The sequence below is a fragment of the Rhodosalinus halophilus genome (assembly GCF_003298775.1).
GTDB lineage: Bacteria > Pseudomonadota > Alphaproteobacteria > Rhodobacterales > Rhodobacteraceae > Rhodosalinus > Rhodosalinus halophilus.
Genome location: NZ_QNTQ01000013.1, coordinates 57,790 through 80,485 on the forward strand (window position 1 = coordinate 57,790; position 22,696 = coordinate 80,485).

The window sequence follows — 22,696 nt, forward strand, 5'->3', positions numbered from 1 at the left end:
ATCCGGGCGTCACAGACTGCGTTCACAGGAGCGCCATGACCAGCGCCGACTTTCTGAAGACCGACCCGCCCGCCCCGGTTTCGCGGCCGGCCGAAGAGATCGAGGGGCCCGGGCGCTTCTTCAACCGGGAACTGTCCTGGCTCGGATTCAACTGGCGAGTCCTGGAGGAGGCGGAGAATCTCCGCGTGCCGCTGCTCGAGCGGCTGCGCTTCCTGTCGATCTCCGCGACCAACCTGGACGAATTCTACACCGTGCGTGTCGCGGGCCTGCGCGAGCTCGCCAAGGCCGGCAACACGACGCCGGCGGCGGACGGGCTCACGCCCGCCGAACAGCTCAAGCTGATCGACGAGGACGCCCGGCGGCTGATGGAGCGCCAGCAGGCGGTCTATGCCGCGCTGCGCGCCGAGATGGAGGCCGAGGGCATCGTGATCCTCGAGCGCGACGCGCTCACCGAGCAGGACCGCGCGCACCTGGGGCAGGTCTTTCTCGACCGGGTGTTTCCGGTGCTTTCGCCGCTGGCGATCGACCCGGCACATCCCTTCCCCTTCATCCCCAATACCGGCTTCAGCCTCGCGCTGCAGCTCGAGCGGCGCAAGGACGGCTGGCCGCTGCAGGCCCTGCTGCCGATCCCGCACCAGATTCACCGCTTCATCGCCCTTCCCGACGACGCGGGACAGAAACGCTTCCTCCCGCTCGAGGAACTGCTGCTGCTGCACCTCGACAGCCTCTTTCCCGGCTACAGCGCGACCGGGCACTGCACCTTCCGCGTGCTGCGCGACAGCGATCTGGAAGTCGAGGAAGAGGCGGAAGACCTCGTGCGCGAATTCGAGGTGGCGCTCAAGCGCCGCCGCCGGGGCGAGGTGGTGCGCATGAAGATCTCCGCCGGCGCGCCCGCCGCGCTCAAGGAGGTCATCATGCGCGAGCTCGAGGTGATCCCCGAAGAGGTGATCGAGATTCCGGGCGTCATCGGGCTTGCCGACCTGAAGGAGCTGGTCCTCGAGAGCCGGCCCGACCTGCTCTGGCCCTCCTTCACGCCGCGGGTGCCCGAGCGCGTGCAGGACCACGACGGCGACATGTTCGCCGCGATCCGGCAGAAAGACATGCTGCTGCACCACCCCTACGAGACCTTCGACATGGTGGTGCGCTTTCTCAACCAGGCCGCGGCCGACCCGGACGTGGTGGCGATCAAGCAGACGCTCTACCGCACCTCGCGCGACAGCCCGATCGTCGCCGCGCTCTGCGAAGCCGCCGAGGACGGCAAGTCGGTCACCGCGCTGGTCGAGCTCAAGGCGCGCTTCGACGAGGCGGCCAACATCCGTCAGAGCCGGATGCTGGAGCGCGCGGGCGCGCATGTCGTCTACGGCTTCATCGACTGGAAGACCCACGCCAAGATCAGCACCGTGGTCCGGCGCGAGGGCGACAAGCTCGTCACCTACACGCATTACGGCACGGGCAACTACCACCCGATCACGGCCAAGATCTACACCGACCTGAGCTTCTTCACCTGCGATGCGGCGCTGGGGCGGGACGCGACCAAGGTGTTCAACTACCTCTCGGGCTACGCCCTGCCCGAGGATCTGGAGAACCTGGCGATCTCGCCGCACACGCTCAAGCCGCGGATGCTGGAGATGATCGCGCGCGAGGCCGAGTTCGCCCGCGCGGGCAAGCCCGCGCAGATCTGGCTGAAGATGAACTCGCTGATCGAGCCCGACATGATCGACGCGCTCTACGAGGCGAGCCGCGCCGGCGTGCGGATCGACTGCGTGATCCGCGGCATCTGCGGGCTCCGGCCCGGTATCGAGGGGCTGTCCGAGACCATCCGGGTGAAGTCGATCGTCGGCCGCTTTCTCGAGCATTCCCGGATCATCTGCTTTGGCAACGGTTCGGGCCTGCCGTCGCGGAACGCCCGGGTCTACATCTCGTCCGCGGACTGGATGGGGCGCAACCTCAACCGCCGGATCGAGACGCTGGTGGACATACGCAACCCGACCGTGAAGGCGCAGATCGTCGATCAGATCATGGCGGCCAATCTCGCCGACACGGCGCAGAGCTGGGTGATGGCCCCTGACGGCAGCTTTCATCGCGCCGCGCTGGCCGAAGGCGAGACCGGATTCAGCTGCCACCGCTTCTTCATGGAGAACCCCTCGCTCTCGGGGCGGGGCTCGGCGGGCGCCGCTGACGTTCCGCAACTCACGCACGCCGCCGATTGACCCCGGCCGTTCCCCGGCGCATGGTCTGCGGGGCTGAACGACGGGGAGCGATGGACGGCTTGGACGTTCACGATCCGGGGGACTGGGGGCCTTTCGGCCGTCCGCTGTTCCGCGACGCGCAGGCACGCGCCCTGTCGCGCGTGGGCGTGGTGGACGTGGGCTCCAACTCCGTACGGCTGGTGGTCTTCGACGGCGCCGCGCGCAGCCCGGCGTATTTCTACAACGAAAAGATCATGTGCGGCCTGGGCGCGGGCCTCGGCGAAACCGGGCGGCTCAACCCCGAGGGCCGCAGGCGGGCGCTGCGTGCGCTGGCACGTTTCGCGCTGCTCGCACAGGGCATGGGCGCCGCGCCGCTCAGCGTGGTGGCCACCGCGGCGGTCCGGGACGCCGCCGACGGCGCGGAATTCTGCGCCGAGGTCGAGCGCGAGACCGGGCTGAAGCTCTGGGTGATTGACGGCCGCGAGGAGGCGCGGCTCGCGGCGCAGGGCGTGCTGCTGGGCTGGCCCGGCTCCTACGGGCTGGTCTGCGACATCGGCGGCGCCTCGATGGAGCTCGCCGAGATCACCGAGGGGCGCGTGGGCCGGCGGCTCTCTTCCGAACTCGGGCCGCTCAAGCTCGTCGATCTGCCCGGGGGCCGCAAGGGGCGGCAGGCGCATCTGCGGAAGGTGATGGAGCGGCTCGCCCGCGAGATGGGGCCGCAGCACAACCGCCTCTTTCTGGTCGGCGGCTCGTGGCGCGCCATCGCGCGGATCGACATGTACCGGCGCAACTACCCGCTGCACGTGCTGCACGAATACAGGATGAGCCGGAAATCCGTCGCGGAGACGGTCAAGTACATCGAGAAGACGGACACCGAGACGCTCCGCGCGGCCTGCGGCATCTCCGCTTCGCGGATGAGCCTCGTGCCGCTCGCCGCGGAGGTGCTCTATCGCCTCGTGCGCACCTTCCAGCCCAAGGACATCGCGCTGTCGAGCTACGGGATCCGCGAAGGGCTGCTCTACGAACAGATGCCGCAGAAGCTGCGCGACCGCGACCCTCTGATCGAGGCCTGCCTCTTCTCCGAGGCGAAGGACGCCCGGATGCCCGGCTTCGGCAGGAAGCTCTACGACTTCGTGCAGCCGCTCTTTCGCAACGTGCCCGAGGCGCGGCGGCGGATCATCAAGGCGGCCTGCCTGCTGCACGACGTGAGCTGGCGGGCGCATCCCGACTACCGCGCCGAGATCTGCTTCGACAATGCGACGCGGGCCAACCTCGGGGGGCTCAAGCATTCCGAGCGCGTCTACCTCGGGCTCGCGCTCCTGCACCGCTACCGCAACAAGCGCGAGGGCACGCCCTTCGAGCATCTGTTCTCGCTGCTGCCCGAAGCCGATCGCGCCGAGGCGGAGGTGCTGGGCAAGGCGATGCGCTTCGGCGCGATGCTCTGGATGTCGAACGACGAGCGGCCGGGCGAGCTGCGCTGGTTTCCCAAGAAGAAGGCGCTCGAACTGCGCCTCTCGGGGGCGGCCGCGCCGCTCTTCGGCGAAGTGGCGGAGGCCCGCTTTCGCGCGCTCTGCGCAGCACTCGGCGCGGAAGGCGAGGTGCGGACGGTCTGAGCGCCGCACCCGCGCGGATCAGCCGATCTCTGCCAGCCGCGACAGCGCCTCGGCGACGCGCGCGCGCTCGTCCTCGCGGGCGGCGAGGTTTTCACGCGCCTCCTCGACGACCTCCTCGGGCGCGTTCGCGGCGAACTGCGGGTTCGACAGGCGGCCCGAGAGACCCCGGATCTCCTTGTCGAGCTTCGCCTGGGTCTTCTCCAGCCGCGCCTTCTCTTCGGCCACGTCGATCAGCCCCTCGAGCGGCAGACCGAGGGTCGTGCCCTCGAGCGCCACCGTGGCCGTGCCTCTGGGGAAGCTCTCGACCTCGCTCAGGCTGTCGATGCGCGCCAGACGCTTGATGAGCGCCGCGTTGCGGTCCCAGGCGCGGCGGCCTTCGGCGTCGATCTCCGTGGCGAGGATGGGGACATACTGGCCGGCGGGGACGTGCATCTGCGCGCGGACGCTGCGCACCTCCTCGATCACGGCGATCACCCAGCGCATCTCGGCGTCCGCCGCCGCGTCGGCGAGATCGGCGGCCTGATACTGCGGCCAGTCGGCATGAATCAGCATCTTGCGCCGCTCGGCCAGCACGTCCCAGAGCTCTTCGGTGATGAAGGGCATGAAGGGGTGCAGCAGGATCAGGCACTGGTCGATGACCCAGCCCATCACGCGTTGCGTTTCGGCCTTCAGCCCCTCGTCCTCGCCCTGAAGGAGCGGCTTGGAGAACTCCACGTACCAGTCGCAGACCCGATGCCATGTGAAGGCATAGAGCGCCGCGGCCGCGTCGTTGAAGCGGAAGGCCTCTAGCGCCGCGTCCACCTCCTCGCGCACGCGGGCGGTCTCGCCCAGGATCCAGCGATTGACCGGCGCCGTGGCCTCGGGCACGCCGTCCTGCCCGCAGACCGCGCCGTTCATCTCGGCGAAGCGCGCGGCGTTCCAGAGCTTCGTGCCGAAATTGCGGTAGCCCGCGATGCGGTCCTTGGAGAGCTTCACGTCGCGGCCCATCGCCGCGAGCACGGCCAGGGTGAAGCGCACCGCGTCGGCGCCGAACTCGTCGATCAGGTCGATCGGATCGAGCACGTTGCCCAGCGACTTCGACATCTTCTTGCCCTGCTCGTCGCGCACGAGGGCATGGACATAGACCGTGTCGAAGGGGCGCTCGCCCACGATGGCATATTGCATCATCATCATCCGGGCGACCCAGAAGAAGATGATGTCGAAGCCCGTGATGAGCACGCTGGTGGGGAAGTATTTCCTGAGCTCCGGCGTGTCCTCCGGCCAGCCCAGGGTGCCGATCGGCCAGATCCCGGACGAGAACCAGGTGTCCATCACGTCCGGATCCTGCCAGACGGGATAGACCAGATGCGTGGGATCCTGGCTCACCGAGTATTCCGCGAGGCTCTCGGCGATGGTGTGCAGCGCCGCCTCGCGGTCGGCGACCTCGACGACACGGGCATGGTTAAGCGGCGTGGGCAGGCCGGCCAGCACGTCGTCGAACTGCCGGCGCACCGACTCGAAGTCATGCGCGGCGTGGTGGCGCTCTTCCCCGCGCAGAAGATGCTGATGCGAGAGGAGCCGCCCCACCTCGACCGGGTCGAGCGCCCCGTCGCCTTCGTCGTCGCGGAAGCCTTCGCGCGCGAGGTCGAAGCCGTACCAGACGGGCATGCGGTGGCCCCACCAGAGCTGGCGCGAGATGCACCAGGGCTCGATGTTCTCGAGCCAGTGGAAATAGACCTTGCGATCGGACTCGGGCAGGATCGTCGTCTCGCCCGTCTTCACCGCCTCGATCGCGGGGCCGACGATCTTTTCGGCGTCCACGAACCACTGGTCGGTGAGCATCGGCTCGATCACCACCTTCGAGCGGTCGCCGTAGGGCGCCATGATCTTCTTGCGCTCGACGAGGGGGACCGCGTTGCCCTCCTCGTCGGTGGTCATGACGGCGAGGCCCTCCTCGGTGATCGCCTCGACGACCCGCTCGCGCGCCTCGAAACGGTCGAGTCCGCGCAGCTCGTCCGGCACGAGGTTGATCGCGTCGATCTCGGCATCGGACAGCTTCAGCCCCGAGACGATCTCCTGCGCGCGCATCGCGGCCTCGGCGTAAGCGTCGCCGTCGTCGCGCATCCGCGCGCGGGTGTCCATCAGCCGGTAGCAGGGGATGCCCGCGCGCCGCGCGACCGCGTAGTCGTTGAAGTCGTGCGCGCCCGTGATCTTCACCGCGCCCGAGCCGAAGTCGGGGTCAGGGTAGTCGTCGGTGATGATCGGGATCAGGCGGCGATGCTCGCGGGGCCCCACGGGAATCTCGCAGAGCTTGCCGACGATCGGTGCGTAGCGCGCATCCGACGGGTGCACCGCCACGGCGCCGTCGCCCAGCATGGTCTCGGGGCGCGTCGTGGCGATGGAGATGTAGTCGCGTTCCTCCTCCAGCACGACGTTGCCGTCCGCGTCGCGCTCGACGTAGGTATAGGTCTCGCCGTTGGCGAGCGGATACTTGAAGTGCCACATGAATCCGTCGACCTCGAGGTTCTCGACCTCGAGGTCCGAGATCGCCGTCTCGAAATGCGGATCCCAGTTCACCAGCCGCTTGCCGCGGTAGATCAGCCCCTTTTCGTAGAGCTCCAGAAAGACGCGGATCACCGCATCGTGGAAGTTCTGCCCGCCCGGCGCGCCCTCGGGATCGCCCGGCGCGCCGGCCATGGTGAAGGCCTCGCGCGCCCAGTCGCAGGAGGCGCCGAGGCGCTGAAGCTGGCTGCGGATGTTCCCGCGCGACTTGCGCTTCTGCTCCCAGACGAGGTCGAGAAAGTCCTCGCGGCTGAAATCGGTGCGGCTGCGCCCGGACTTGGCCAGCTCGCGCTCGACCACCATCTGCGTAGCGATGCCCGCATGGTCCGTGCCCGGCTGCCAGAGCGTGTCGAAGCCGCGCATCCGGTGCCAGCGGATCAGGATGTCCTGCAGCGTGTTGTTGAAGGCATGGCCCATGTGCAGGCTGCCGGTGACGTTGGGCGGCGGGATCACGATCGAGAAGGTCTCGTCGCGCTGCGCGTTGGCGCCCGCGGCGAAGGCGTTCGAGCCCTCCCATTCGGCGTAGATGCGCGGCTCCGCCTCGGCGGCGTCGAAACTCTTCGGAAGCGTCATCCCGGCAATCCCTCGGTGCTCTTCAGGGGCGCGCGACGCGCCCCGCCTCGGCCCGTCCCTTACCCGAGCGCGCGGCCGAGGAAAAGCCGCCCGCGACCCGGCCGGATCCGATCGGGGCTGGCCTTTCGGCGCGCGCATCCCTATCTGCGACACGACTTCAGGAAAGAGCCCCCCGCATATGGACATCCGCAACATCGCGATCATCGCGCACGTCGACCATGGCAAGACCACGCTGGTCGACGCGCTGCTCGGCCAGTCGGGCGCCTTCCGCGCCAATCAGGCCGTCGCCGAGCGCGCGCTCGATTCCAACGATCTCGAGCGCGAGCGCGGGATCACCATTCTCGCCAAGGCCACCAGCGTGGAATGGCACGGCACGCGCATCAACATCGTGGACACCCCCGGCCACGCCGATTTCGGCGGCGAGGTGGAGCGGATCCTGAGCATGGTGGACGGCGTCGTGCTGCTGGTGGACGCGGCCGAGGGGCCGATGCCGCAGACCAAGTTCGTCACCGCCAAGGCGCTGGCGCTGGGGCTCAGGCCGATCGTCGTGCTCAACAAGGTGGACAAGCCCGACGCCGAGCCCGACCGCGCGCTCGACGAGGTCTTCGACCTCTTCGCCGCGCTCGGCGCCGACGAGGACCAGCTCGATTTCCCGCACCTCTACGCCAGCGGGCGGGCCGGCTGGGCGGACGCAGAGCTCGACGGGCCGCGCGCCGATCTCTCGGCGCTCTTCCGGCTGATCGTCAACCACGTCCCGCGCCCGCGCCAGCAGGCGCGCGCGGACGAGGATTTCCGCATGCTGGCCACGACCCTTTCCGCCGATCCCTTCCTCGGGCGCATCCTGACCGGACGGGTGGAGTCGGGCCGTGCGAAGACGGGCGCCACCGTGCAGGCGATCAGTCGCATGGGCCAGAAGGTCGAACAGTTCCGCATCTCGAAGATCATGGCCTTCCGCGGCCTCGCGCAGACGGAAATCGACGAGGCCGTGGCAGGCGACATCGTGACGCTTGCCGGCATGGCGAAGGCGACCGTCTCGGACACGATCTGCGCGCTCGCGGTCGAGGAGCCGCTTCCCGCGCAGCCCATCGACCCGCCGACGATCTCCGTGACCTTCGGGATCAACGACAGCCCGCTCGCCGGCCGCGACGGCAAGAAGGTGCAGAGCCGCGTGATCCGCGAGCGGCTGATGAAAGAGGCCGAGTCGAACGTGGCCATCCGCGTCACCGACGCCCCCGGCGGCGAGGCCTTCGAGGTGGCTGGCCGCGGCGAGCTGCAGATGGGCGTGCTGATCGAGAACATGCGGCGCGAGGGCTTCGAGCTGTCGATCTCGCGGCCGCGGGTGCTCCTGCGCGAGGAAGATGGCCAGACGCTCGAGCCCGTGGAGGAAGTCACCATCGACGTGGACGAGGACCACGCCGGCGCCGTGATCGAGAAGCTGACCGGCCCGCGCAAGGGCGACCTGGTCGAGATGCGGCCCGCAGGCGCGGGCAAGACCCGGATCGTGGCGCATGTGCCCGCGCGCGGGCTCATCGGCTATCACGGCGAGTTCCTGACGGACACGCGCGGCACCGGCGTGCTCAACCGCGTCTTTCACGGCTGGGCGCCGCACAAGGGGCCCATTCCCGGGCGTCGCGCGGGCGTGCTGATCTCGATGGAGGACGGCGAGGCGGTGGCCTATGCGCTCTGGAACCTCGAGGAGCGCGGGCGGCTCTTCATCGGGCCGCAGGAGCGGGTCTACGAGGGCATGATCATCGGCGAGCATTCGCGCGAGAACGACCTCGAGGTGAACCCGCTCAAGGGCAAGAAGCTCACCAACGTCCGGGCGAGCGGCTCGGACGACGCGGTGCGGCTCACGCCGGCCACGCGCCTGACGCTCGAGGAGGCCATCGCCTACATCGACGACGACGAACTGGTCGAGGTGACCCCGAACGCGATCCGGCTGCGCAAGCGCCACCTCGATCCGCACGAACGCAAGCGCGCGGCCAAGGCGGCGGTCTGAGGCTTGCCGGTGGCGCGGCGGGCGCGCTAGTCTCGCCCATGCGCCGCGTCACCGGGCTTCTTGTCGCCCTCGCCCTTTCGCAAGCCGCCGCCGCCCAGGCACAACCCGGGTCTCCGGTCGACTGCGGCCTGCCCGACCGCGCCGTGCGGGTCGAGGGCGCCGCGCCGGAGCTCGCGCATCGCCTCTGCGCCGCGGCCGAGCGCGGGATCCGGCAGCTCGACGCCTGCGGGCTTCCAACCTCCCCCACGATGACCATCGACGTGGTGGCGGAGCTGACCCACGCCGGCATCCCGTGCCTCGGCGGGCACGAGTGCGGCGCCGATCGCGTGCAGCTGGCCGCGCCGGAGGCCTTCGAGCGGGCGCTCGCGCCCGACAGCGCCTTCCGGGCCTTGCCGCGACCAGAGTTCTACGACAGCGTCCTGGTGCACGAGCTTGCCCATGCCGCGCTCGATCGACAGGTCTGCGCCGATCCGCCCTGCGCGGCGGAGCACGAATACGTGGCCTACAGCATGCAGATGCAGTCGCTCGACCCTGCGCAGCGCGCGCGGATCGTCACCGCGGCGCGCGGCACCGACCGCGTCACCGAGACGCGGCTCAACGAGTTCATCGCCTTCGCCGCGCCGGAAACCTTCGCGGCCTGGGTCTGGGTGCATTTCTCGCGCCCGGAGAACGGTTGCGCCTTCATCGGCCGCCTGATCTCGGGCGAGGCGCAGCTGGGGCTCGGTGCGTTCTGAGCCGGGGCTATTCGCTGGTCTCGACGATCACCAGTTCGCGCTCCGCCGCGCCCTTCGCATGTGCGAGCGCCGCCTGGTAGGTCTCCGACCGGTAGCAGGCCTCGGCCGCCTCGACCGAGGGGAAGCGCACCACGACGTTGCGCGGCCGGTCCGGCCCCTCGAGCTGGACGTAGCGTCCGCCCCGCGCCAGCACCTCGCCCCCATGCGCCTTGAGCGCCTCGGTCGCGAGCGCGGCGTATTTGCCGTAGGCCGCCTCGTCCGTCACCTTCACATGCGCGATCCAGAGCGCCGGCATCCCGTCCTCCCTCAGCTGACTTCCGCACTTGCCTGCGCGACGACGGCCTCCGCCGCGCGGATCGCCGCCTCGGCGTTCTCGGGCGCCTTGCCGCCGCCCTGCGCCATGTCGGGCCGGCCGCCGCCGCCCTTGCCGCCCAGCTCATGCACGGCGGCGCGCACGATCTCGACCGCCGAGAGCCGCCCGGTCAGATCGTCGGTCACCCCGGCGGCGACCGCCGCCTTGCCGTCGGTGTCCGCGATGAGCAGCGCCGCGCCCGACCCCAGCCGCGTCTTCATCTCGTCGATGAGCGGCGGCAGATCCTTGCCGGTCACGCCGCTCACGACCTGTGCGAGGAACGGCACGCCCCCCACCTCGCGCGCCTCCGGCGCGGCGCTCGATCCGCCGCCCGCCATCGCGAGTTCACGGCGCAGCCTGGCGACCTCCGCGTCGAGTTCCCGTAGCCGCGCCTGTTCGGCGCGGATGCGGCGCGGCAGCTCTTCGGGCTGGGTGCGCAGCTCGGCGGCCGCCTCGGCCACCAGCTTGCGCAGGCGCGCGACATGGGCGCGCGCCGCCTCGCCGGTCAGCGCCTCGACGCGGCGCACGCCGGCGGCGGTCGCGCTGTCGCCCAGCATGACGAATTCGCCGATCTCGCCGGTGCGCGCGACATGCGTGCCGCCGCAGAGCTCGATCGAATAGGTCTCGCCCTGCGGGCCGCGCCCCGATCCGCTTTGCCGGCCCATCGAGACCACCCGCACCTCGTCGCCGTATTTCTCGCCGAAGAGCGCCTGCGCGCCCATCTCGCGCGCCTCGTCGGGCGTCATGATCCGCGTCTCGACCGGCGCGTTGGCGCGGATGTAGGCATTCACCTCGGCCTCGACGCGTTCCGCCTCCGCCTCGGTGAGCGGCTTGGCGTGGCTGAAATCGAAGCGCAGCCGGTCGGGCGCGTTGAGGCTGCCGCGCTGCGCGACATGCGGGCCGAGCGCCTGCCGCAGCGCCTCGTGCAGAAGATGCGTCGCCGAATGGTTGGCCCGGATCGCCGCGCGCCGGGCGTGATCGACTTCCAGCCTGGCCGAGCTTCCGGGCTGGAGCACGCCCTCCTCGACCTCCGCGAAGTGGATGTGCACGCCCGCGGCCTTTTTGGTGTCGATGACGCGGGCGAGCGCCTCGTCGGTGCGTATCATGCCCGTGTCGCCGACCTGCCCGCCGGCTTCGGCGTAGAACGGCGTCTGGTTGAGCACGATCTGCACCGTCTGCCCGGGGTGCGCCTGCGCGACCTCGCGCCCGTCCTGCACGAGCGCCACGATCTGCCCCTCGGCCGTCTCGGTGTCGTAGCCGAGGAAGTCGGTCGCGCCATGGGTCTCGGAGAGATCGTACCAGATCGCGGCGTCGGCCGCCTCTCCCGAGCCGGACCAGGCGGCGCGCGCCTGCGCCTTCTGCTCGGCCATCGCGGCCTCGAAGCCCTCGGTGTCCACGCTGCGGCCCTTCTCGCGCAGCGCGTCCTGGGTGAGATCGAGCGGGAAGCCGTAGGTGTCGTAGAGGCGGAAGGCCGCGCGGCCGGGCAGCGGCGCCTCCTCGGGCAGCGCCTCGATCTCTTCGTCGAGCATGCGCAGCCCGCGCTCCAGCGTCTTGCGAAAGCGCGTCTCCTCCAGCTTCAGCGTCTCCTCGATCAGCGGCTGCGCCCGCGGCAGCTCGGGATAGGCCGCGCCCATCTCTGCCACCAGCGCGGGCACCAGCCGGTGCATCAGCGGCGCGTCGATGCCCAGCTGGTGCGCGTGGCGCATCGCGCGCCGCATGATCCGGCGCAGCACGTAGCCGCGCCCGTCGTTCGAGGGCATCACCCCGTCGGCGATCAGGAAGGAGGTCGAGCGCAGATGATCCGCGATCACCCTGTGATGCGTGCGCCCCGGCCCGTCGGGGTCGGTGTTCGAGGACTCGGCCGAAGCCTCGATGAGCCGCCGCATCAGGTCGGTCGCGTAGTTGTCGTTGGTCCCCTGCAGGAGCGCCGCGACGCGCTCGATGCCCATGCCAGTGTCGATCGACTGCGCAGAGAGCTCCCGGCGCGTGCCGTCCTCGAACTGCTCGTACTGCATGAAGACGAGGTTCCAGATCTCGACGAAGCGGTCGCCGTCCTCCTCGGGCGTGCCCGGCGGGCCGCCCCAGTACTGCTCGCCGTGATCGAAGAAGATCTCCGAGCAGGGCCCGCAGGGCCCCGTGGGGCCCATCATCCAGAAGTTGTCGTCTGTATCGATGCGCAGGATACGATCGTCGGGCAGGCCGGCGACCTTCTTCCAGAGATCCGCCGCCTCGTCGTCGGTGTGGAAGACCGTCACCAGAAGCCGGTCCTTGGGGATGTCGAGCTCCTTCGTGATCAGCTCCCAGGCGAGCGGGATCGCAGTCTCCTTGAAGTAGTCGCCGAAGCTGAAGTTGCCCAGCATCTCGAAGAAGGTGTGATGCCGCGCGGTGTAGCCCACGTTGTCGAGGTCATTGTGCTTGCCGCCCGCGCGGACGCATTTCTGTGCCGTGGCCGCGCGGCTGTAGTCGCGGTGCTCGACTCCCGTGAACAGGTTCTTGAACTGGACCATGCCCGAGTTCGTGAACATGAGCGTGGGGTCGTTGCGCGGCACCAGCGGGCTGGAGGGCACGATCTCGTGGCCGTTCCTGGCGAAGAAGTCGAGGAACGTCTTGCGAATGTCGCTGAGGCTCGTCATCGGGCGGTCGGTCTCTCGCGGCGGGAGTTCGGGCGTGCGACTGCGGCGGTCGAACCGCAGGGTGGCGCAGATGTAGCGGCGCACGCGCGCGCTGTCCATGCCCGTGGCGGCGCCGAAGCGCCGCCGGGGCCGGCCTCGTCTCGCCTGTCCTGCCGCGCGACGTGGCGGGCCCGGTCAGCCCTCCACGACGTCCGCGCCGTCCTCCGAGCCGTGGAAGTCGAGACCGTGCGCCGCGCGGATCCGGTCCTCGATCTCGAGCGCGATCCCGGGGTTTTCCTTGAGGAAGGTCTTGGCGTTCTCGCGGCCCTGGCCGATGCGTTCGTCGCCGTAGCTGTACCAGCTGCCCGACTTTTCCACCACGCCGGCCTTCACGCCGAGGTCGATGAGCTCGCCGGTCTTGGAGATGCCCTCGCCGTACATGATGTCGAACTCGACCTCCTTGAAGGGCGGCGCCACCTTGTTCTTCACCACCTTCACGCGCGTCGCGTTGCCGACGATCTCGTCGCGGTCCTTGATCGATCCGATGCGGCGGATGTCGAGGCGGACGGAGGAGTAGAACTTGAGCGCGTTGCCGCCCGTCGTGGTCTCGGGCGAGCCGAACATCACGCCGATCTTCATGCGGATCTGGTTGATGAAGACCACCATGCAGTTCGATCGGGAGATCGAGCCGGTGAGCTTGCGCATCGCCTGACTCATCAGCCGGGCCTGCACGCCGACGCTCGAATCGCCCATGTCGCCCTCGAGCTCGCTCTTGGGCGTGAGGGCCGCGACCGAATCGACCACGACCATGCTGACCGCGCCCGAGCGCACCAGTGTGTCGGTGATCTCGAGCGCCTGCTCGCCGGCGTCGGGCTGGCTGATCAGCAGCTCGTCGAGATCGACGCCAAGCTTCTTCGCGTAGAGCGGATCGAGGGCATGCTCGGCGTCGACGAAGGCGCAGACGCCGCCCTTCTTCTGCTCTTCCGCGATGCAGTGGAGCGTCAGCGTCGTCTTGCCGGAGCTTTCGGGACCGTAGATCTCGATGATCCGGCCCTTGGGCAGCCCGCCGATGCCCAGCGCGATGTCGAGACCCAGCGAACCGGTCGAGGTCGCCTCGATGTCCTTCACCGGGTTGTCGGCGCCGAGCTTCATGATCGAGCCCTTGCCGAACTGGCGCTCGATCTGGGCGAGCGCGCTGTCCAGCGCCTTTTGCTTGTCCGCGCTTTTCTTGCTGTCCATGGAAAGGAGATCTGCTGAAGCCATGAGGTTTCCCGCCTTATTTCACACCGCGCGCGCCGCGGCAACGTCACCGTGTTGTTCGCGCATTGTTCTTGCCGCATCATGAGGGCAAAGCGTGAACATTTCAAGTCGAATTCCGTCGGCGTCACTTTCGCCCGGCAGGGTTAACGGCTAGTTTACGCCCGTGTGGAGGCGCGAGGGCGCGATGCTTTTTTTCGCCAGGGAACGGCTGGTGCTGCTGTCGGTGCCCAAGACCGGCACGACTGCCTGGCAGAGCGCGCTTGGCGCGCGGGCCAGCATGGTTGTGCGCGACCCGCCCGAGCTCAAGCATGCGCCCCTCTACCGCTACAACCGCTTCTTTCGGCCGATGTTCGAGAAGTTCTGCGACGGGCCCATCGAGATCGTGGCCGTGGTGCGCGAACCGGTGAGCTGGCTCGGGAGCTGGTACCGCTACCGGCAGCGTCCCTTCCTGCGCGGCAAGCCCGCCTCGACCGAGGGCTTGAGCTTCGATGCTTTCGTTCAGGGCTATCTTCAGCCGACGCCGCCGCCCTGGGCGGCGGTGGGCAGCCAGGCGGCCTTCCTCGCGCCACGCCCCAGCGGTGTGCGGGTGGATCGCCTCTTTCGCTACGAGTCGCAGGACGCGCTGCGCATGTTCCTCGAAGACCGGCTGGGCATCGCCGTCGCGCCCGAGCGCGAGAACGTCTCGCCGCCCGCGCCGCTCACCCTCTCCCCGGCGACCGAGAGCGCGCTCCACGCGGCGCGCGCCGAGGATTTCGCGCTCTGGACCAGCGCGGAGGGCTGAGGCCAGCGCGGCGGGCATTGGTCCGCGTCGCCCAAGCGCGGCGGATGCGGAAACGCAAGGCGCGCCGGTCCGGCCGACGCTCCGCGCAGCTCGGGGCGGCCCTCAGACGCATCGAAGGTCTGCGACGCGTCGGCAGGCGTTCACGTGGCCGACCGCAGGAGCAGCCGGCTGGCGAGTCGGCTGGATGCGACCGGCGCGGCGGTGTCGCCCGACGCACCGTCAGGGCCGATCGCGCCTGATCTCAATGCAATTGGCGCTGAACGGTCCGGGTGAGATCCTCGAGCGAGAAGGGCTTGGGCAGGAAGACCGCGTTGGGCACCTGGATCTCGCCGGGCTCGAAACTGTCCTGCGCGTAGCCCGAGACGAAGACGACGCGGGCCTCGGGCCGCTCTTTCAGCGCCTCGCGCACCCAGCTCGGTCCGTCCATGCCCGGCATTACGACATCCGTGACGAAGACATCGACCGCCATGTCGCCGTCCCGGACCATGTCCAGCGCCTCTTCGGCGCTGCACGCCTCGAGCACCGTGTGCCCCGAGAGACGCAGCGCGCGCGAGGCGAAGGCACGCACCGGCGTCTCGTCCTCGACGAGCAGGACGACACCGTCGCGCCGCTCGGGCTCGGGCGGCTCCGGCGTGTCGGCGGGGTCGGGCCGGGCAACCGGTGTATCGGCCGGTATCGGCAGATAGATGAGGAAGGTGGTGCCCGCGCCCGGCGCGCTGTCGGCGAAGACGAAGCCGCCCGTCTGCTTCACGATACCATAGACGGTCGAAAGGCCCAGGCCGGTCCCCTCGCCCGTGCGCTTGGTGGTGAAGAACGGCTCGAAGATCTTGTCGAGCTGTTCCGGGGGGATTCCTGCGCCCTCATCCGTCACCCGCACGAGCGCGTAGTCCCCGGCCGGCACCTCGGCGCGCCCGCGCCGCAGCGGCTCCGAAAGGGTGAGGCGCTCGGTCTCGATCCGGATCTCGCCGCCCTCCGGCATCGCGTCCCGCGCGTTGACCACCAGATTCATCATGACCTGTTCAAGCTGTCGCTTGTCCAGCCGCAGCGGCGGCAGATCGGCGTCATGGCTGAAACTGAGCGTTATGCGCTCTCCCACGAGCCGGTTCAGGAGGTGGGTGATGTCGGACAGGGTATCGCGCAGATCGAGCAGCTCGAGGCTGAGCGTCTGCTTGCGCGAAAAGGCGAGCAGCTGCGTGACGAGGGCCGCGGCCCGGTTCGCGTTCTGGCTGACCTGGATCAGATCGGCATAGTCCGGATCGCCCTCGTCGTGGCGCCGCAACAGCAGGTCGCAGTGCCCGGAGATCGCCGTGAGCAGATTGTTGAAGTCATGCGCGATGCCGCCGGCGAGCTGCCCGATGGCCTGCATCTTCTGGCTCTGCACGAACTGACTCTCGAGCGTCTTGAGCTCCGTGGCGTCGTTGAGAACCGCGAGCAGGACGGGCTCGCCCCCCTCCTCGCTGCGGGAAAGCGTCACCTGGACGAAGACATCCTCGGAGCGGCGTCGCAGACGCAGGAATTCGGATCTGTTCGCGCCCTGCCCCCGCAGCGCCTCCTCGAGCCAGACCGATATCGGGCGGCCCAGTCCCTCGGTGAGTTCGCCAAGCGTCCTGCGCTCGCCTTCGTCCAGCCGAAGCAGGAGCCGGGCGTGCGCATTGGCCATCAGGAGCCTGCCATCCGGCGCCAGTTTGAGCAGCGCGACGGGCAGGTTCTCCACGTCGCCGACGGGCGGCGCGACGGAGCGACCCTCGGGCGCGGGAAAGAGATAGAGTTCGTCCCGGCCGCCCCCCTCGACACGGGCCACGAGACAATTCACCGGCCCGTCGGCGCCGGCAACGCGCGCCACCTCGCCGAAGACGGGCGGTGCGTCGAAGATGGCGTCCAGCGTCCTGACGCGACCGCCCGTCAATCGGCGCGCGGCGTCGTTCATGAAGAGAACCGCGCCGCCGCGCCCCACGGTGAGCCGGGGCACGCCCAGCGCCTCACCACCGCCGGAGGCGGCTGCCCGGTCGGCGAACGGCTCGATCCGCCACAGCAGCGCACGGCGACCGATCCGCTGCGCGCTGACCCGCAACTGACCCTTTCGGGTGACGACATCTTCGCGCGCCGTGCCCGACGTCAGCGCCCGGTCGTGCAGCCGCCCCACGACCGCGGCCGGATTGGCGATCATGCTGCGCAGCGCCGCCGCGAGCGTTTCGTGCACCCCGGCGCCGAAGAACCGGTCCGCCGCTGCGTTTTGCAGCCGCAGCGCCCCTGTCGCGTCGGTGATCAGGCAGGGAACGGCATCGTTGGCGACGAAATCCGCAATGGACGCCAACGCCCGGTTGCGCCGCCACGTCGCCAACAACTCGCCGCCGCGCAGGAGGCCGGCCACGGCGATCAGCGTCGCGCCGGCCGCATGGGCGCCCGCCGCCACGGTCGCGTCCGGCGCAAGCAACCCGAGCGCCACCAGCGCCGCGCCGAGGACGGGGAGAATCCAGAGCCGCGGCCCGATCGACCACGCCGTCCGCGACACCGCACCGGGATTGAGGTCAAGGTAGGACACGCCGCCGCCCTTGCTTCGATTCGTCCAGGCGGCAGTAAGCGACAGAGCCCTTAAGCCGCGCTTAATGTATCCCACACCTCAAAGTTGAGATTACTCATCGGATTTCGTGCGTCAATACAGTCAGGAAGAAGCCGTCGCCCCCGTTGCCCGGCGCCCAACGGTGCGCGCGGCGCGCACGCCAGACGGGATGCCGGCCGAGAAACGCGGCGATCCGGTCCTCGTTCTCGCAGGTGAGCACGGAACAGGTGGCATAGGCGAGCGTCCCGCCCGGCGTCACGAGCGCGGCGGCACGGTCGAGGATCGCGTCCTGCGTGCCTGCCAGATCTTCCAGATCCTTGGGCGTGAGCCGCCACCTGGCGTCCGGGTCGCGCCGCCAGGCGCCGCTGCCGGAGCAGGGCACGTCGCAGAGCACCAGGTCGAAAGGCGCTTCCGCCTCCGGCGTGTCGAGGATCCGCACCTGCGCTCCCGCCCGCCTGGCACGCGCCGGCAGATCCGCGAGACGGCGCCGATGGGCGTCATGCGCGAAAACCTCGCCGCCGAGCCGCGCGGCGATGGCCAGCGTCTTGCCGCCCCCGCCGGCGCAAAGATCCAGCACGCGGTCGCCGGGCGAGAGCGGCAGGGCCTCGACGACCGCCTGACTGGCGGCGTCCTGAAGCTCCACCAGCCCATCGGCGAAGGCGCGCCCCTGCGCCACCTTCTGCGCGCCGGCGGTGACCTCGAGCGCGGTGCGGGCGGTCGCCACCGGCCGGGTCTCGACGCCCTCACGGGCCAGCGCCCGCGCGGCGGCGTCGCGGTCGGCCCGCAGCAGGTTCGCCCGCAGATGGACCGGCGCCCGCTCGCGCAACGCCAGCGCGGCAGCCTCGGCCCCGTCGCCGAGGCTCTGGCGGAAGGCGTCCCAGAGCCAGTCGGGCAGATCCAGCGCCTCGGCCCCCTGCGGCGCGCGGCCGGCCGCACGTTCCGCCGGATCGAGCGGAGCCGGCGCGTGGCGGTCGCCGGTGAAGACAGCGTCAGGATCCTCGCCGCGGGCGCGCAGGCGGCCCAGCATGAGCCCGCGTCCGGTCTCGGCGCCGCCCAGCGCGGCGTAGCTCCGCCGCCGGCGCAGCGCGTCATAGACGAGATCGCGCACGGCCCGGCGATCGCCGGAGCCTGCGTAGCGCGCCTGCCGCGCCCAGGTCGTGAGCGCGGGCTCCGCCCTGGCCCCGGCGAGCACGGTGTCCAGCAGTTCGGCCGCCGCCTGTATCCGCGCGGCCGGAGTCATGGTGCGGGACTGCGCGCCGGACGCTTCGCCGCCGCTGTCTGCGTGGTCTTCATGTCGCCTCGTCGTCTCCGGGTGCCGCACCGCCCGGCGGCTCCGCTGCGGCCCGATCCGGCGCGGCGCCCGGTCGCAGCGGCGGGCCACGCACCGTCTTTGCCATGCCCATGGTAAATGGCAAGCTGCGGCTGCCGACAACCCCGCCGGGAAGCCTCGCTGTGCCGCGCACGCCGCCATCCGTCTCGCTCGCCCACCGCACGGCCGGCGGCCGTGTGCGCCTGCGATGCCCCGCGCTGCGCAACCGCCCCGAGCGTGCGCAGGCGGCTGAGCGGCATCTGGGCGCGGTGCCGGGGGTGCGCACCGCCGAGGTGCGCGCCACCACGGGCAGCGTGATCCTGCAACTCGCAGGCCCGCTCTCGGACGCCGAGGTGCTCGCCGCGGTGCAGGCGACGCTGGCCGCCCCGTCCTGCAGAACGCGCCCGCGGGCGACCCGGCGCGCGGCCGAGACGGGTCCGGCCTGGCACGGCCTGTCGGCGGAAGAGGCGCTGACGCGCGTCGCCACGGACGCGACGACCGGCCTGTCTGACGAGGAGGCACGGGCGCGGCTCGCCCGGCTGGGAGCGAACCGGCTGCCCGGCGGGGCGCAGCGGTCGCAGGCGGCGATGCTGGCCGAGCAGTTCCAGAGCCTGCCGGTGGCCATGCTGCTGGGCTCGGCGGCGGTCTCGGTGGCCACGGGGGGCGCCGCCGACGCAGCGGCGACGATCGCGGTGGTGCTGATCAACGCGGCGCTGGGCTACGTCACGGAGGGCCAGGCCGAGGCCTCGATCAGCAAGCTCATGGACAGCTCCGAAGAGGCCGTGACGGTCCTGCGCGACGGCACGGCGCGCACGCTGCCGGCGCGCGAACTCGTGCCGGGCGACCTAGTGGAGATGCATGCGGGCCGCGTCATCGCGGCGGATGCGCGGCTCGTCGCGGCCAGGCGCCTGCGCGTGGACGAATCCGCGCTCACCGGCGAGACGCTGCCGGTGACCAAGCTCCCCGACGCGCAGGTGGACGAAGAGGCGCCGCTGGGCGAGCGGCCGACGATGCTGCATTCCGGCACGCTGGTCGCCGAAGGCGAGGGCCGCGCGGTCGTGGTGGCCACCGGCCCGCGCACCGTGGCCGCCCGCATCGCCGAGATCAGCGAGCGCGCGACCCGGCCGCGCGCGCCCGTCGAGACGGAACTCGACCGCATGGGCGGGGTGCTGGCCAAGCTCGCCTTCGGCGCCTGCGGCGTCTTTCTGGGAATCGGCTGGCTCAGGGGCATGAGCCTGGCCGAGATGCTGAAGGACTCGCTGGCGCTGGCCGTGGCCGCCGTGCCGGAGGGGCTGCCGGTGGTGGCCACCACGACGATGTCGCTGGGGCTGCGGCGGATGGAGCGGCGCGGCGTGCTGGTGCGGCGGGTGGACACCGTGGAGAGCCTCGGCGCGCTGCAGATCCTCTGCCTCGACAAGACCGGCACCCTCACCCGCAACCGGCTGGAGGTGGTCGAGGTGCTGGCCGGGCCGCACCCCGACGACCCGGAGATCGAGGGTGCGCGGGAGATGCTCATGCAGGCGGCCGCGCTCAACAGCGAAGCGGAGGCGGGCCAGGACGGCGCCGAGGGCTCCTCGGCCACCGAGCGCGCGCTTCTGGAGCGGGCGCTGACCGCCGGTGTCGACGTGGCCGCGCTGCGCGCCGCGCGGCCCCTGGAGGCGCTGCACGAACGCCGCCCCGAGCGGCCCTACATGGTGACGCAGCACGGCGGCGCGGGGCCGGCCGTCTTCGTCAAGGGCGCGCCGGAGGCGGTGCTCGCGCAATGCGCGGCGCTCTGGGACGGCACGCCGCTCGACGACGCGCTGCGCTCCCGAATCCTCGCGGCCAACGACCTGCTCGCCGCGCGGCCGGCGCGCGTTCTGGCCTTCGCCGCGGGCGACGCGCCGCCCGAGGACGGCGTGCCGCGCGCGATGCGCTGGCTGGGGATCATGGCGATGGTCGATCCGCTGCGCCCCGGCGCACGCGACTTCATCGCGGCGATGCACCGCGCGGGCCTGCGCACGATCATGATCACCGGCGACCAGGCCGCCACCGCCGCCGCCATCGCGCGCGAGCTCGACCTGGCGCAGGGCGGGCCGCTGCGGATCATCGATTCGCCCGAGGTCGCGGCGATGGACCCTGCGCTCCTGGGCGGCGTGGCGGCGCAGGCGCATGTCTTCTCGCGCGTGAGCGCCGCGCAGAAGCTCGCCATCGTGCAGGCCCTGCAGCAATCCGGCGCGGTGGTCGGCATGACCGGCGACGGCGTGAACGACGGCCCCGCGCTCAAGGCCGCGAACGTCGGCATCGCCATGGGCGCCTCGGGCACCGACCTCGCCCGCGACGTGGCCAACGTGGTGATCCGCGACGACGAACTCGAGACGCTGGTGGACGCGATCGCGCAGGGCCGCGCCGTCTATCGCAACATCCGTCGTGCGCTGGAATTCCTGATCGCCACCAATCTCTCCGAGATCCTCGTGGGCATGGTCGAGGCGGCGCACGGGCCGGGCGAGATCGAATCGCCGATGGAACTGCTCTGGATCAACCTCGTCTCGGACGTGCTGCCGGGGCTTGGCCTCGCGCTCGCCGACCCGGACCCCGACGCCATGACGCGCCCGCCTCGCGCGCCGGACGAGCCGGTGATCCCGCCCGAGCATTTCCGGCGCATGACGCTCGACGCGGGCACCATCGCGGCGGCCTCGCTGGTGTCGCACTTCGTGGGGCTGGCCCGCTTCGGCCCCGGCCCGCAGACCCGCGCGATGACCTTCCTGTCGCTCTCGCTGGGCCAGCTCGCCTATGCGCTGACCTGCCAGCGCAGCGATCCGGCCAAGCTGCGGCTGGAGCGGCTCTTCGCCAACCGCAACCTCGACGGCGCGCTGGTGATCTCCGGCGGGCTCGCCGTCCTGCCGTTCTTCGTGCCCGGCCTGCGCCGGCTTCTGCGCATCGCGCCGCTCGACGCGGGTGCGATGACCGTGGGTCTGCTGGGCGCCGCCGCGCCGGCCGGGGCCGTCCTAGCGCGGCGCGGCGTCACGTTCCTGCCCGAGACGGTGGAGGTGAAACCATGCGCAACTTCGTGATGACCTCGGAATCCGTGACCGAAGGCCACCCCGACAAGCTCTGCGACCAGATCAGCGACGCGGTGGTGGACGCCTATCTCGCCGCGGGTCTGCGGGCGGGCGTGATCGCGGAATGCGCCATCGCCACCGGCGTCACCTTCCTCTCGGTGCGGGCGGGCGCCGAGGCGCCGGTGGACCTCGCCGCGCTCACGCGCCGGGTGATGGCGGAGGCCGGCTACGGCGAGGCGCGGGCGCCGACCGTGATGCTCGATCTCGTCACCTCGCCCGACCTCGCGCCCGAGATGGTCGCGCGCCGGCGCGCGCGGCACATGGTCAGCGCCTTCGGCTACGCCTGCGCCGACAGCCCGACCGCGATGCCCTTTCCGATCGACGCGGCCCACCGGATCGCCGCGGCGCTGGATGCCGCCCGGCGCGAGGGGCGGCTGCCCTGGCTGTCCCCCGACGCGCAGGCACAGGTCGCCGTCGCTTTCCGGGATCGCCGGCCGGTCGCGCTGGGCGCGATCGCGCTGAGCTTCGGCCATGACGGCATGCCGGGGGAAGACGCGGCGCGCGCGGATCTGCTGACCGAGGCGGTGCGCCCGGCCCTCGCCGGGGCGGCGCTGGAGCCCGACGAGCGCACGCGGATCGTGCTCTTTCCCGCGCACGGCCCGGCCGGGCCGCAGGTGCATTCTGGCCTCACGGGCCGGAAATCGGCCGACGACGCCTATGGCGCCTTCATCCGGCGCAGCGGACCGGCGCTCTCGGGCAAGGATCCCTCCAGGATCGACCGTATCGCGGCCTATGCCGCCCGGCAGGCGGCGCGCGCCGTGGTGGCGGCCGGACTCGCCCGCGAATGCGAGGCGCAGCTGTCCTACATCGTGGGCGACGAGGCGCCGGCGACGGTCGAGGTCGACACCTACGGCAGCGGGCGGGAAAGCGACGAGACACTCTCGCGCAGGCTGGGCGAGCTCTGCGACTTCCGTGTTGGCGCCATCGCCGAGCGCATGGGGCTCTGGGATCTGCCGGGCGCCCGCGGCGGGCACTTCTACCGCGATCTTGCGCGCTACGGGCACATGGGGCGCGATGCGCTCTCCCCGCCCTGGGAGGAGGTCGCCGCGCTCGCCGCGCGGCTGGGCTGAGC

The 22,696-nt window shown here is 70.8% G+C and carries 13 protein-coding genes; 7 read left to right on the plus strand and 6 right to left on the minus strand.

The genetic code is table 11. The annotated features are described in order from the left end of the window. The first annotated feature begins 35 nt into the window (after nucleotides 1-35). Both DRV85_RS13625 and DRV85_RS13630 read left to right on the plus strand, forming a co-directional pair. Nucleotides 36-2,210: an RNA degradosome polyphosphate kinase gene (locus DRV85_RS13625; protein WP_113290027.1), complete on the plus strand. Its 2,175-nt coding sequence runs from the start codon at nucleotides 36-38 to the stop codon at nucleotides 2,208-2,210. Nucleotides 2,211-2,260: 50 nt separating this feature from the next. Next, a complete protein-coding gene (locus tag DRV85_RS13630; RefSeq protein ID WP_113290028.1) occupies nucleotides 2,261-3,802 on the plus strand; it encodes a Ppx/GppA family phosphatase in 1,542 nt (513 codons plus the stop codon). A gap of 18 nt (nucleotides 3,803-3,820) precedes the next feature. Here DRV85_RS13630 and DRV85_RS13635 read toward each other — a convergent pair whose 3' ends face one another. Then, nucleotides 3,821-6,916, minus strand: a complete 3,096-nt coding sequence (locus tag DRV85_RS13635) for a valine--tRNA ligase (protein ID WP_113290029.1) — start codon at nucleotides 6,914-6,916, stop codon at nucleotides 3,821-3,823. Between the two features lie 178 nt (nucleotides 6,917-7,094). Between DRV85_RS13635 and typA the strand changes: the two genes are divergently transcribed. Further along, nucleotides 7,095-8,915: a translational GTPase TypA gene (typA, locus tag DRV85_RS13640; protein ID WP_113290030.1), complete on the plus strand. Its 1,821-nt coding sequence runs from the start codon at nucleotides 7,095-7,097 to the stop codon at nucleotides 8,913-8,915. A 38-nt stretch (nucleotides 8,916-8,953) separates the two neighbouring features. Further along, a complete protein-coding gene (locus DRV85_RS13645) occupies nucleotides 8,954-9,649 on the plus strand; it encodes a DUF6639 family protein (RefSeq protein WP_113290031.1) in 696 nt (231 codons plus the stop codon). Between the two features lie 7 nt (nucleotides 9,650-9,656). Here the strand turns inward: DRV85_RS13645 and DRV85_RS13650 are convergent, their stop codons facing one another. From DRV85_RS13650 to recA, 3 genes are all read right to left on the minus strand, one after another. Continuing rightward, the gene (locus DRV85_RS13650) at nucleotides 9,657-9,944 is read right to left on the minus strand and encodes a DUF1330 domain-containing protein (protein WP_113290032.1); all 288 of its coding nucleotides are present in this window, start codon (nucleotides 9,942-9,944) and stop codon (nucleotides 9,657-9,659) included. An 11-nt stretch (nucleotides 9,945-9,955) separates the two neighbouring features. Continuing rightward, nucleotides 9,956-12,634, minus strand: a complete 2,679-nt coding sequence (gene alaS / locus DRV85_RS13655; RefSeq protein WP_113290098.1) for an alanine--tRNA ligase — start codon at nucleotides 12,632-12,634, stop codon at nucleotides 9,956-9,958. A 174-nt stretch (nucleotides 12,635-12,808) separates the two neighbouring features. Beyond that, the gene (gene recA, locus DRV85_RS13660) at nucleotides 12,809-13,876 is read right to left on the minus strand and encodes a recombinase RecA (protein WP_113290033.1); all 1,068 of its coding nucleotides are present in this window, start codon (nucleotides 13,874-13,876) and stop codon (nucleotides 12,809-12,811) included. Between the two features lie 181 nt (nucleotides 13,877-14,057). Here recA and DRV85_RS13665 point away from each other — a divergent pair, with 181 nt between their 5' ends. Further along, nucleotides 14,058-14,654 (plus strand): sulfotransferase family protein, encoded by a 597-nt coding sequence (locus DRV85_RS13665; protein WP_113290034.1) that lies wholly within the window; start codon nucleotides 14,058-14,060, stop codon nucleotides 14,652-14,654. Between the two features lie 241 nt (nucleotides 14,655-14,895). Here the strand turns inward: DRV85_RS13665 and DRV85_RS13670 are convergent, their stop codons facing one another. Together DRV85_RS13670 and DRV85_RS13675 are read right to left on the minus strand one after the other, a co-directional pair. After that, nucleotides 14,896-17,196, minus strand: a complete 2,301-nt coding sequence (locus tag DRV85_RS13670) for a hybrid sensor histidine kinase/response regulator (protein ID WP_233495517.1) — start codon at nucleotides 17,194-17,196, stop codon at nucleotides 14,896-14,898. 94 nt (nucleotides 17,197-17,290) lie between these two features. Next, nucleotides 17,291-18,454 carry an RsmB/NOP family class I SAM-dependent RNA methyltransferase gene (locus DRV85_RS13675; RefSeq protein ID WP_113290100.1) on the minus strand — a complete coding sequence of 388 codons (1,164 nt, stop codon included), beginning with the start codon at nucleotides 18,452-18,454 and terminating at the stop codon, nucleotides 17,291-17,293. Between the two features lie 161 nt (nucleotides 18,455-18,615). Here DRV85_RS13675 and DRV85_RS13680 point away from each other — a divergent pair, with 161 nt between their 5' ends. After that, nucleotides 18,616-21,576: a cation-translocating P-type ATPase gene (locus tag DRV85_RS13680; RefSeq protein WP_233495518.1), complete on the plus strand. Its 2,961-nt coding sequence runs from the start codon at nucleotides 18,616-18,618 to the stop codon at nucleotides 21,574-21,576. After that, the gene (locus DRV85_RS13685) at nucleotides 21,561-22,694 is read left to right on the plus strand and encodes a methionine adenosyltransferase domain-containing protein (RefSeq protein WP_113290036.1); all 1,134 of its coding nucleotides are present in this window, start codon (nucleotides 21,561-21,563) and stop codon (nucleotides 22,692-22,694) included. Before DRV85_RS13680 ends, DRV85_RS13685 begins: the two co-directional genes overlap by 16 nt. The last annotated feature ends 2 nt before the right edge of the window (nucleotides 22,695-22,696 follow it).